This window comes from Deltaproteobacteria bacterium (assembly GCA_016219225.1).
In the GTDB taxonomy this organism is placed as follows: domain Bacteria; phylum Desulfobacterota; class RBG-13-43-22; order RBG-13-43-22; family RBG-13-43-22; genus RBG-13-43-22.
Genome location: JACRBX010000223.1, coordinates 1 through 11,176, shown reverse-complemented (window position 1 = coordinate 11,176; position 11,176 = coordinate 1). Strand labels below are relative to the sequence as shown.

11 protein-coding genes and 1 pseudogene are annotated in these 11,176 nt (G+C 48.9%); 11 read left to right on the top strand and 1 reads right to left on the bottom strand.

Annotated features, from left to right (window positions below; genetic code table 11):
* The first annotated feature begins 68 nt into the window (after positions 1-68).
* The 11 genes and pseudogenes from HY879_18765 to HY879_18715 all read left to right on the top strand — a co-directional run bounded on the left by HY879_18765 (position 69) and on the right by HY879_18715 (position 8,657).
* Complete coding sequence (locus tag HY879_18765) at positions 69-566, top strand: periplasmic heavy metal sensor (protein ID MBI5605380.1); 498 nt, start codon at positions 69-71, stop codon at positions 564-566.
* Positions 567-634: 68 nt separating this feature from the next.
* Positions 635-955, top strand: coding sequence for a hypothetical protein (locus HY879_18760; GenBank protein ID MBI5605379.1), 321 nt, complete (start codon positions 635-637; stop codon positions 953-955).
* A gap of 32 nt (positions 956-987) precedes the next feature.
* Positions 988-1,692 carry an ABC transporter ATP-binding protein gene (locus HY879_18755; GenBank protein ID MBI5605378.1) on the top strand — a complete coding sequence of 235 codons (705 nt, stop codon included), beginning with the start codon at positions 988-990 and terminating at the stop codon, positions 1,690-1,692.
* Entirely contained in the window at positions 1,685-2,923 is a 1,239-nt protein-coding gene (locus HY879_18750) for an ABC transporter permease (protein MBI5605377.1), read from the top strand. Before HY879_18755 ends, HY879_18750 begins: the two co-directional genes overlap by 8 nt.
* 135 nt (positions 2,924-3,058) lie before the next feature.
* Entirely contained in the window at positions 3,059-3,445 is a 387-nt protein-coding gene (locus tag HY879_18745; GenBank protein MBI5605376.1) for a NifB/NifX family molybdenum-iron cluster-binding protein, read from the top strand.
* Between the two features lie 9 nt (positions 3,446-3,454).
* Positions 3,455-3,952 (top strand): hypothetical protein, encoded by a 498-nt coding sequence (locus HY879_18740; protein MBI5605375.1) that lies wholly within the window; start codon positions 3,455-3,457, stop codon positions 3,950-3,952.
* Positions 3,953-4,207: 255 nt separating this feature from the next.
* Positions 4,208-4,954 (top strand): outer membrane lipoprotein-sorting protein, encoded by a 747-nt coding sequence (locus tag HY879_18735; protein MBI5605374.1) that lies wholly within the window; start codon positions 4,208-4,210, stop codon positions 4,952-4,954.
* Between the two features lie 6 nt (positions 4,955-4,960).
* Positions 4,961-6,313: a hypothetical protein gene (locus tag HY879_18730; GenBank protein MBI5605373.1), complete on the top strand. Its 1,353-nt coding sequence runs from the start codon at positions 4,961-4,963 to the stop codon at positions 6,311-6,313.
* Positions 6,314-6,381: 68 nt separating this feature from the next.
* Positions 6,382-6,600 (top strand): annotated as a pseudogene (locus HY879_18725) (winged helix-turn-helix transcriptional regulator).
* A 579-nt stretch (positions 6,601-7,179) separates the two neighbouring features.
* Positions 7,180-8,331, top strand: coding sequence for a chromate efflux transporter (chrA, locus tag HY879_18720; GenBank protein MBI5605372.1), 1,152 nt, complete (start codon positions 7,180-7,182; stop codon positions 8,329-8,331).
* 65 nt (positions 8,332-8,396) lie between these two features.
* Positions 8,397-8,657, top strand: a complete 261-nt coding sequence (locus HY879_18715) for a universal stress protein (GenBank protein MBI5605371.1) — start codon at positions 8,397-8,399, stop codon at positions 8,655-8,657.
* Between the two features lie 200 nt (positions 8,658-8,857).
* Here HY879_18715 and HY879_18710 read toward each other — a convergent pair whose 3' ends face one another.
* Positions 8,858-11,077 (bottom strand): hypothetical protein, encoded by a 2,220-nt coding sequence (locus HY879_18710; protein ID MBI5605370.1) that lies wholly within the window; start codon positions 11,075-11,077, stop codon positions 8,858-8,860.
* Positions 11,078-11,176 lie beyond the last annotated feature (99 nt).

Here is an 11,176-nt window from a genome sequence, read left to right as displayed (position 1 = left end):
GAAGGGAAAAGAGGACCCCTTCCCTGGAATGAACCAAAAAGGACGAAAGGATAAAAGGAGGGACCCTTATGAATCGGAATCCACAAGATATCAACAAGGTAACCGGGATGAATAAATTGTCAGCCTTGATCATCATGTTCCTCATGGCGGCCGTTGTATTTATTCTTTTCTTGCTCATGTCGGCCAGCCTGGCCCTGGCTGACTCCAGGGGCAGAGGAATGGGATCGAGGTTTGGGCAGGGGTTCTTTGAGAATGACGGTTTGACGCCTGAGGAATCGGCCAAAATGGAGAAGATACGCAAGGAGCACTTGAAGGGAATCGTCCCTCTTAGACAGGAGCTTGTGGTTAAAAAAGGGGAACTGCGGCTGATCGACTTCAGCTCAAAAACAAATGCGGGCCGGATCGATGGTCTTAGAAAAGACATTCAGGACCTTCAGGGGAAAATCCGGGAGAAGAATCTTCAGTACTGGTTCCACTGTCAAGATCTCCTGACCCCCGAACAGCAGGATTCGGTTTCATCTTTCGGCCCTGGCCGGGGGGCCGGGCGAGGCTGGGGAGATCGTTGATAGACTTAGCAACAGAAAGTTGCCCGACGGTTTGGGAGCACTAACGATTCGATTAAGGAGGATAAAAAATGAAGAATGGATTGGTTTTGGGCCTGGCGATCCTGGGAGGCCTCTATTTTCTTTCCTATTTCGGGTTTCGTTCCGGGCCGATGGGTTGGGGTTGGAGATCCTCTTATTTTAATAACTTCGGGATCTGGCCGGGGCACTCATTATTTTGGGTTGCCGCCCTGATTATCCTGGGGATCGCAGTGGTTGGTTTTTTTTCGAAATCCGCAGGAAAACCGATTTCTTCGAAGGGAAATGACAGGAATTCCTGCCCCCATTGCGGGGGAAGTTTGGACCCACTGGGAAAGGATTCCGAAAGGTTTTCAAACCCCATATCAAAATAAAATACAGAAAAAGAAACAGGAGATGATGTGTAATGGCACTTATCTACGCAGAAAATATCCAGAAAGACTACCAGGTGGGAGAGGTGGTGGTACCCGCCTTGAAAGGGGTGGGTTTTGAGATTGAGCCTTCCTCTTTTGTCTCTTTTGTGGGGCCGTCGGGAAGCGGCAAAACCACTTTATTAAATCTGATCGGCTGTCTGGACAAGCCGACCGCCGGGATTTTAAAAGTCGCCGGCACGGATGTTTCCGGCCTGGATCGTAAGCAAGGGGCCTTTTTCCGGGGGAAGAACCTGGGTTTTATCTTCCAGGATTTCAATCTGCTCCCGGTTTTGACGGTTTATGAAAATATTGAATATCCCCTGCTCATGGTTCAGAATGTTGCGCCGGGGGAACGAAAGAACCGGGTTATGGGGCTTCTGGAAGCCGTCAGCATGGCGGAGCAAAAAAATAAATTTCCCGATCAACTCTCCGGCGGGCAAAAACAGCGGGTAGCGGTGGCCAGGGCCTTGGTGACCAATCCCAAACTGGTCCTGGCTGATGAGCCAACAGCCAACCTGGACAGCAAGACCGCCTATCTGGTCATCGATCTGATGAAGAAAATGCGGGATCAATTTAAGACCACCTTTATCTTCTCGACGCACGATCAGAAAATCGTCGGTGAAGCGGAGATCATCTATACTCTGGAAGACGGCGCGCTGGCAGGTAAACAGGTGAAGGGAGGCAACGGCCATGTCTAATCTTTTCAAGATAGCCATACGGAACCTGGCGCGGTACCGGAGAAGGACATTGCTCACCGCCTCCCTTGTCGCCATAGGGGTTATATTTGTCCTGGTCTTTGTCGCGGCTTCCGGTTCCTTCAAAAATATGATCGTGGGGCAGATCACGGGTTCCGTCCTGGGAGACATCGAGATTCACAGAAAGGGCTACGTCGCCTCCATCGACAGCCTGCCGCTAACGATGAACATGGGGGCCGGGGCCTTCGCGAAAGCGGAGAAGGCGCTTCAGGCTATCCCGGAGATCGAGGCCTACTCGCCCAGGATCAAGTTCGGAGGTATGTTCAGCAACTTCACGGAGACAACCAGCATACGCCTCAATGGGGTCTATCCGGACAAAGAGATGAAAACGCTGCCGCTTCTGGCTTCGAGAATCATCGAGGGGGAAAAGGACATCAAAAAGGGTGAGATCCTCGTTCCCGAGCTCCTGGCGCGCGGCCTGAAGGTAAAAGTCGGCGACATGGTGGTGGTGGTCTCCACGAACAAGGACGGCTCGGTGAATGGCAAGCAGCTCCGGGTCGGAGGGGTGCTGGAGAGCGCCCAGGGACCGGGAGGACGGGATGGGTACGTGCACATGGACGACGCCAGGGAGATCCTCCGCATGGAGGAGCAGGAGATCAGCGAGATCGCCATTAAGCTCCATAATTTCAGCTCACTCCACACCGTTTACAATAAGCTGGAAGGCTCCCTTGGAAAGGACGTCAACAAGAAGGGCAAGCCCATCTTCGAGGTCCATACCTGGGAGTCCCTTTCGCCCTTCTACAATATTGTACGTATGATCGATTTGATGACCCTTTTCATAAAGATCATGCTCATCGCCATCGTCCTTGTCAGCGTCATGAACGTCATGATCATGGCCGTCTACGAGCGGATACGGGAGATCGGGACGATAGCGGCCATCGGCACCCTGCCGGGAAAGATCCTCTCCATGTTTGTGATCGAGGGGTTTTCCCTGGGCATATTCGGAGCCGTCATCGGCAACGCGGTCGGACTGACGATCATCTTTGTGCTGCGCCTCGTCAAGGTGACTTTCAGTTTCGGCAGGCAAACGGGCCTCGTGCTCATGCCGAGCATACAGGTTTCGGACATCTTAATTGTTTCGCTCATCGTCATTATTGTAGCCGTATTGGGGAGCCTCCAGCCGGCACTCAAAGCATCGAGGATGGAGCCCATACAGGCACTGAGACACGTCTAGCCATTTCGGATCGCGGATTGCGGATTTGGTTTTAGCAAAATGTAGGGTGGGTGGAGTGATAACGGAACCCACCGGTTAATAGAGAATTCAGAATAGTTTAAACAAAATCATGGAAGAATGGAGGGAGAGAGCACAATGAAAAAATTTATACTCATCGTAATGGTTCTCGTTTCGTTTCTGGCGATCCCCGCCTTCGCAGCACAAAGCATAAAAATTGCCGTTGCCGCGAACGATAAGGTCCCGACCGCCACCGTGAGCGGTCAGGCGGCAACGGCCCCCTATTTTCTCTTTTTCGATCAAAAAGGGAAGATGCTGGAGGCGGTTCAGAATCCCTACAAGGATGCGGATCGCGCCGGGCCGAGCGTCGTGGGTTTTCTTGCCGGAAAGGGGATTACGGTGGTGGTAGCCGGAGGATTTGGGCCGAAGATTATGGACGATATGAAAACCAAAGGGATCACTCCGGTCTCTTTTAATGGCGCAGCAGAGGCCGTAAAGAAGTTTTTGCAGTCCAAGTTGAAATAGGAGGAGCTAATGATAAAAAACATGTTGGGCCTCGTAGCGTTGGTGGCTCTGTTATTGGTGGCAGGCCCGGTCTTTGCCGATCAGCCCGGAAATATCGCCGTGGCGTCGAACGACAAAGCGCCGGGTGCGCCGGTGGCCGACAGGATGGGGCGCAGCCCCTTCTACCTGCTCTTCGACGGGCAGGGCAACTTTATGCAGGCGGTGGAGAACCCCAATTTCGGAAAAGGACCGACAACAGGAGGAGCCTCGGCGATCGATTCGATCGGTTTCGATGAAAAGGGCCAGATAACCGGCAGCATCCCCACCCCATCCAGGCAGGAAAGAGACCAGATCTGGAGCGGGTTCAGCGACTTCTTTACCCAAAACGGGATCAGGGTCGTCGTTAGCGGGGAGTTCGGGGATGAAATCGTCAGGGGTATGAAAATGAGAGGCATAGAATGCGTCGCCTTCAAAGGGAGCGCACAGGAAGCTGTCGGCCGTATTTTAAAAGAATCGCCCCGGCCATAAAGTTTCAAGAAGCAAGATGCAAGTTTCAAGTATGAAAAAACGGGATCTGGGGTCTGGGATCAGGGGTCAGTTGAAGAGAAAGTTGCAAGTTGCAGGTGCAAAAACTTTAAACAATGTGCCTTGCTCATAGCCCATAGCCCCTAAAAAAATTTTCTTGCTTCATCGGTGCCGCATGAGGTGGGCATGGGAGTTTAGTGGGAGAAAAGATAAAAAAACAAAACAGATAAAAGGGAACATGACGAAAGGAATTAATTTATGAAAAGGTATTTGGTCTTCTTACTTGTGCTCTGGTGCGCCGTACTGCTGGGTGGTGCCGCACCACTTTATGCCATTGACGGGGCACAACTGCTTGCCCAGATAGACAAGAACCTCAGCCCCGAATCTTATGAGTCGTATCGGAAGATCATCAACATCGAACCGGACGGAAAAAAGAAAGAGTACGTCTATTTTACGGCCAAAAAAGGAGCGGATAAAATGGTCGGGCTGTTTCTTTCGCCGGCCAGTGAAAAAGGCCGGAGCACGCTCAGGCTCGGGGAGAATATGTGGCTCTATGTCCCCAATGTGGGCAAGCCGATCCGCATCACCAGCCTCCAGTCGGTCATCGGCGGGGTTTTTAACAATGCCGACATCCTGGCCCTCGATTATTCCGTAGATTATACCGTTGAAAAGATGGAGACCCTCCCTAACGAAACCCTTCTATTTCTCAAAGCCAAGACGAAAACCGTGGCTTATGACCGGCTCAAAATGTGGGTGGATAAGAATAAAAATCTACCGACTAAAATCGAATGTCTCACCGAAGCCAACATGCTGATCAAGACCCTCTATTTCAAGGATATCAAGGATTTCGGGGCGGGTTTGGTGCGACCGGCCATTATAGAAACGGACAGCCCCCTCCACAAGGGCTATAAGTCGATTATGATCTTCGCCAAGATGAAAAAGAAAGACTTCAAAGACGAGGTCTTTACCTTGACCTTTATGCCGAAGATGGACTCTTTAAGGTAGACGAGGATGAGAAGATCAGAAGCGGGGTCCCGCTATTTTTTCGGCACGTGTTACTTGTTACCTGTTGTCTGCTGCCTGCTGCTTATGACGCTGGCCCCTGCCTTTTCAGAGGAAAACAGGGCCGAGGAATACAAGTTTGACGTCTCGGAAACGGAAAAGAAACCATACCATCTCGGCGGCTATATCGAAGCCATGCCGATCCTCTTCGGGCTGGATAAGAACGCTTCCCTCTACAAACTTAATTTTTACAACCGGAGCATCGGCGGGACCACCCCGGAATATGATGGAACCCTCCAGTTGGAAGGGAGCCTGGAGAAAGGCCTCTCCCGTTTTTCTATCAAGACCAACACGGCCTATACCAAAAACTACCAGAAGGACACAACCAATACCACCATCTTCGAAGGCAACGTCTCTCTCAGGCCCTCCCCCACCCTTATTACCGAGTTGGGCAAGAAGACGCTCAACTGGGGCAAAGGCTATGCCTGGAGCCCGGCGGCTTTTCTGGACCGGCAGAAGAACACCGATGATCCCGAGCTGGCCCGGGAAGGATTTATCGTGGCCTCCCTTGACTATACCCGGAGCTGGGAAGGACAGGCCCTGAAAACCTTTTCCTTTACGCCGGTGCTGGTACCGGCTTACAGCGGCGTCAATGATGATTTCGGGGCGACCGGCAATCTGAATGGGGCGGCCAAGTTCTATTTTCTCCTTTACGATACGGATATCGATTTTATGTTCCTGACCGGGGGGAGCAAAACGGCGCGCTATGGCCTGGACTTTTCCAGGAATGTCACCACCAACCTGGAAGTGCATGGAGAATTCTCCCTGATCACCAACAACCCTAAAACGATTATCGATCCGAATGGTAACCAATCCCAGACCACCACCAACGCCGCCAACGCCCTTCTGGGCCTTCGGTATCTTACGCCGCAGGATATCACTTATATCCTCGAATATTACCGGAACGGCCAGGGGTACAGCAGCCAGGAGATGCAGGACTTTTTTTCATTCATAGACAAGGGGTATAGCCTTTACACGAATACGGGCAATCCCTCTTTGTTGAACAGGGCCAGTACCCTTTTACAGGGCAATTACGGGAAGCAGACCCCGGAAACGAATTATCTTTACCTGAGGATAAGCCAGAAGGAACCTTTTGATATCCTGTATTTCACACCGGCCATCACCATGATCGGTAATCTGAACGATAAAAGCTTTTCCATAACCCCTGAATTTTTGTATTCCGGTATTACCAATCTGGATCTGCGCTTCAGGACAGGGTTTATTGCCGGATCAAGGGGATCGGAATTCGGCGACAAACCAAACGATTACAGGGTGGATTTCAGAATAAGATATTATTTTTGAGAAGGGCATTTTCTTCTTGACACTCCGTCCCTATTCTGATTAAGTTTTAGCTTAATTGGAATTTTATTATGAACGATTTTCTTCAAATCCTAAGGGCTCTTGCGGACGAGACACGGTTGGGGCTTTTTCATTTACTGTTGACCTACGATCTCTGCGGTAAGGCCCTGGCAAATCGTCTCGGTATTTCAGAAGCGGCGGTGTCCCAACACCTCAAGATTCTTCAGAAGGCCGGCCTGGTTCAAGGGGAAAAACGCGGCTACTGGATTCATTACGGTGTCGACAGGCAGGGATTACAAGGGCTTATCGCCGAATTAAAACGGATGACCCAAAAAATTCCAATCTCGGGCGGCCCTTGCACTGACCTTCGGGTTGAATTGAAAGGGGCCTACGGAAAGGAGGTGAAAAAGATGTGTGAGTCGTGTTGTCAATTTCCGGAAAAATTAAAAGAAAAACCTCAGGAATGCACCCCTGAACAGATCAAGGCATGCCATGGTGAGACGGAAACGCATCCTTGTGAAGAGGAAAAAAAATAAAACCATACAGGCCATAGGCTATGGGCTATAGGCAATAGGTGAAGAAAAAACCATAAAACCGTTTTATTTATTACTACGGCGTCATTTTCCCCTCATTCCCGAATGTCTTTATCGGGAATCCAGGTTTTTCAAAAGAATGAGAAAACCAAAGTCCCTGGATTCCGGTCTCCGATTAAGAATGTCGGGGACAAGCTTAAAGCCTGCCGAAATGACGGTTATGGGGACGCATGAGCAAAAAATACGCTGTAGTACTATTGTCCCTTGCCTATAGCCCGGTTTTCCCCCATTTTCATACATCAAGGCACCGTCATGGGGCATCAGGGTTAATAGAACATGAACTCTCCTTCCATACCAAAACTATTCTTCTCTTTTCTCCGGCTGGGGCTAACCGCCTTTGGCGGTCCGGCCATGGTGGTATACGTTAAGGCGTTAGCGGTAAAAAAAAATAAATGGTTGGATGAGGACAGCTTCAGGGAAGGGCTGGTTCTTTGTCAGTCCATTCCAGGAGCCACGGTCATTCAACTGGCCGCCTATGTAGGGCTTAGAATGCGCGGCGTTGTCGGTGCCCTGGCCTCGTATATCGGTTTTGGACTGCCGGCCTTCCTTCTGATGCTGATATTTTCGTTCTTATATAACAATTATCATGATCTCTCTTTCGTCCACTCTCTTTTCGTCGGACTTCAGGTCATTGTGGTGGCCATCATTGTCCAGGCCACCTATTCTTTTGGGAAGAACATCGCCAAAAGTTACCAGGCTATTCTTATTGCGGTTCTCTCAGCCGTTTCACTCGGGATAGGAATCACCCCTTTTCTGGTCATTCCGGGGGCGGGCCTGGTCAGTATCTTTTTACTGAAAAACACCAAGGCTCCTCCTGCGGCTGCCGATCCGGAGTCCGGGAGATTTAAACTCGCCCAGATCCTTATTCTTTTGATACTCTGCTCCATCGGACTGACCGCCCTTTATTTCATAGAGATCCAGACTTTTATTTTGTCCGTCTTGATGATGAAGATAGACCTTTTCGCCTTCGGGGGCGGTTTCACCTCCCTTCCATTAATGCTTCATGAAATAGTGGAGGTCAGGGGATGGATGAACGAAAAGACCTTTATGGACGGCATTGCTTTGGGCCAGGTTACCCCTGGTCCGATCATCATTACCGCCACTTTCGTCGGCTATTTATTGCATGGCTTTTGGGGTTCTCTGGTAGCAACGGTTTCCATATTCACCCCTTCTTTTTTAATACTGACCATTATTACCCCTTTCTTTGACCGTCTAAAATCCTCGCCTCTCTTTTTAAAAGCAACAAGAGGCATACTGGCCTCTTTTGTCGGCCTGCTACTTTACGTCCTGATCAAATTTGTCATAGCCGTCCCGTGGGATATCCCGCGGGTCCTTTTGGGGGTTGTGGCCTTAATCGCCTTGTTAAAAAGAATAGACCTCCTCTATATTGTGATTATCGGCGGTGCTCTTTCCATTTGGGCGTTTTAATTCGTTGTGCCTAAATGGGCATGAAGGTTTAGTGAGCAGCCTGTTTTTTCCCATGTTCATTCCGGATGAGCAACTGCGATCCGGATGGGAAAAATGGGGAACATGTAGCGACCATAGCCGAGAAGGCCAAGAAAGAAGGAATACAGGTAAAAACACTCGTGCAGGTGGGACGGTTTGCAGTGGTCTGCCTTGAGGTGGTCAAGCGAGGTCAACCCTCTCTGATTGTGACCACGCGATCTCGAAGGCCGGAATGGGTAAAAAGGTTTTTCGGCGCACCAGTAGACGAGCTGATTGCAAAGGCGGGATGCCCGGTCATTGCAATCTAAGTCCCAAGTTTTTAAATGGTTAACTGGTTTTTCAAACAAAACAATTTACAGAAAGGGAGGTCAGGTATTTTTGCCGGACCTCCTGGAAGATCCTTAAGCGATACTAATAAAAAAATAGAGGAAAAAATGGTAGAAGGTAGGGGATCGGAGAGAGCGGGTATAAAGGGCACCGATAGGTTTCACTACCGCCCCTGGTGCTATCATCCTTTCAAGGTAATAGGACTGCCTAACTGTCGATACACTCCCAGGCAGCATAAATAAAAAGCACCCGCAATCCACAGCACCATGTCAAACCCCGACACCAGTGAAATAATAACGGTTAAGACCGAACCAATCACCGTCATAAATCCATTGATACCCCAAGCCCAGCCAACCAGATTCGGTGAAACCTGGTGGATAAGACGAAGCCCCAATGGAAAAGGGAATCCCATACATATACCAATCGGTGCCAAGAGAATAAAGGTAACCAATGATCTGACGATAAGGGGTGTGCCGAGAAAAGCTTGAAAAATCGGCTGGGTGGTAAAGATGGTCACCACAAGGAGAAGGAAAATGGCCGGGAAAACAAATCGAAGGGCTGTATGGGGCCGGTCACCGAATTTTTCAGAGAGAAAACTGCCTACACCCGTGAAAACCAGGAGTCCGGAAATGATCATGGCAATGGAATAGGCCGGATGTCCTAAAAAAAGAATATACTGTTTGATAAAACAGAGCTCTATCATAATAAAACCCATGCCCAGAAAAGAAAAATAAAAAATAACCGCCCAACGGACATTTTTCTGTGCTGTTTTCTTTCTTGAAAAAAAGAAGAGTGGCACAAAAATCCCTAACAGTGAAATAATGGCCCCTTCAAAGGCAATAGCCAGTACAGGGACATCCGACTGGGCCAATTCCAGGTTGCCAACCATTTTTTTTATAAACCCGGAAGGCTCCCAGCGAAACATTTTGGCTATCTCACGTAACTCTTCCGGCAAGATCGGATTATTGATGTCAACTGATTCGCCAAATTTCAGGATATGATCAAAAAAAGGATGGTCGTCTGTGGCCGGCGATAAATCATACCCTGAAAGCTGATAATATTGCCTATAATCGTCATCCATCAATATTTTAGCATACAGATTTTCATCTTTTTGCATGCCCGGATAATACAGCATGGTCCTCCCCAACTTTTCGGCATACTTCCTGGCATCGGCAATTTCCAAATCCGTGAAAGGGGACTTTTTAAAATAAAAACCATGATTCCCCCACCATTGACCGGAAATAATCATAATATTCTTTTCAATATGCTGTATATGGTTCTGTTCTGCGACACTGCGAAAGGTAGTACAAAGTCTGCTGGTTCCCCAACGTATGAAACCCAAAACGCCGTTTTCCTTAAGGCGGGAAATAAAGGCGTTCATTCCCTCCGCGGTAAGCAAATAGGTTTCAGACAAGACAATCGCGCCCGATGCAAAAGCAATCGGTGTAAAATTATTGCGTGTCAATATCAGATCATACTTGTCCTGTGTATTGACCAGAAAACTTCTCCCTTCATCAACGAATTGCTTGACCCGGGGAGAATGATACATTTGATTGTTCCAGTCGGCCATGTCTTTTTCAACTATCTTTGCGATAAGCGGATCCATCTCCACCGCATGAACCATGGATGCCCCATGAGCCAGCGCAAAAGCAACTTCCGTTCCGCCGGAGGAACCAATAATCATAACCTTGGGCACCTTTTCCTGGCCGGCGATGAAGAGATACGGAAAATTAGTGGTGTCCTCCCAATGTTTTTTATTATCCCAGGGCGCCAGAAAAGATTCGTTTTCACCGCCATTAATAAAAATTCCTCGACGCTTATTGTTATCATAGCTAACCACATCCACTTTGGAAAGGGTGGACCATCCGGAATAGAGGGTGTTCTGACGAACCCGTTGATACCAGCGTTTGTTTTCATGGGGCTGAATGGGAAAAATGCTTTCTCCAAAAGGAATAATAGCTCCAAGAAGCAAACCGAACAGGACCAACACGGAGAGGAAAGCTTTATGTCTTTTTATAGAAAAAAAGATGGCGGCCAGGACACCGGCCAAAGAGGCCGCTATAACAGCTCCTGATGCCCCGATGCGGGTGATAATCAGGGAAAGGAGGCAAGAACCGATTGCGGCTCCGATTAAATCCCAGAAATACAGTTTATGGACCCGTTTGGAGTCAGAAGCCAGTAAAATCGAAATGGCAAGACCAGCGAAAAAAAATGGAATAATAATCGCCAGGTAAATGATAAACAGATAGACCCAGTTGATCGCCCGGTCAAACGTAGAGATTGTAAGCGGAACCCGGATAATCAAAAAAAGGGCCAGAAGAGCGGTTAGAGAAAAAAACAGGCAATAACTTCCGACCTTCGACTTTGGGAACCATCTATTACTGTTTCTGGTGACAGCCAATGTCACTCCTGCAATACCAAAACCAAGCAAAGCGGTCGACACGATAAGAAATGCGTAATTTGACCATACCACAAAAGAAAAAATGCGTGTAAGTGTGAT

Bases quoted from the DNA above. Each gene is read 5' to 3' on its own strand.
- HY879_18740 (MBI5605375.1), top strand. From the start codon at position 3,455: ATGATAAAAAACATGTTGGGCCTCGTAGCGTTGGTGGCTCTGTTATTG.
- HY879_18730 (MBI5605373.1), top strand. From the start codon at position 4,961: ATGAGAAGATCAGAAGCGGGGTCCCGCTATTTTTTCGGCACGTGTTAC.
- HY879_18755 (MBI5605378.1), top strand. From the start codon at position 988: ATGGCACTTATCTACGCAGAAAATATCCAGAAAGACTACCAGGTGGGA.
- HY879_18735 (MBI5605374.1), top strand. From the start codon at position 4,208: ATGAAAAGGTATTTGGTCTTCTTACTTGTGCTCTGGTGCGCCGTACTG.
- HY879_18765 (MBI5605380.1), top strand. From the start codon at position 69: ATGAATCGGAATCCACAAGATATCAACAAGGTAACCGGGATGAATAAA.
- HY879_18750 (MBI5605377.1), top strand. From the start codon at position 1,685: ATGTCTAATCTTTTCAAGATAGCCATACGGAACCTGGCGCGGTACCGG.
- HY879_18745 (MBI5605376.1), top strand. From the start codon at position 3,059: ATGAAAAAATTTATACTCATCGTAATGGTTCTCGTTTCGTTTCTGGCG.
- chrA (MBI5605372.1), top strand. From the start codon at position 7,180: ATGAACTCTCCTTCCATACCAAAACTATTCTTCTCTTTTCTCCGGCTG.
- HY879_18715 (MBI5605371.1), top strand. From the start codon at position 8,397: ATGAGCAACTGCGATCCGGATGGGAAAAATGGGGAACATGTAGCGACC.
- HY879_18760 (MBI5605379.1), top strand. From the start codon at position 635: ATGAAGAATGGATTGGTTTTGGGCCTGGCGATCCTGGGAGGCCTCTAT.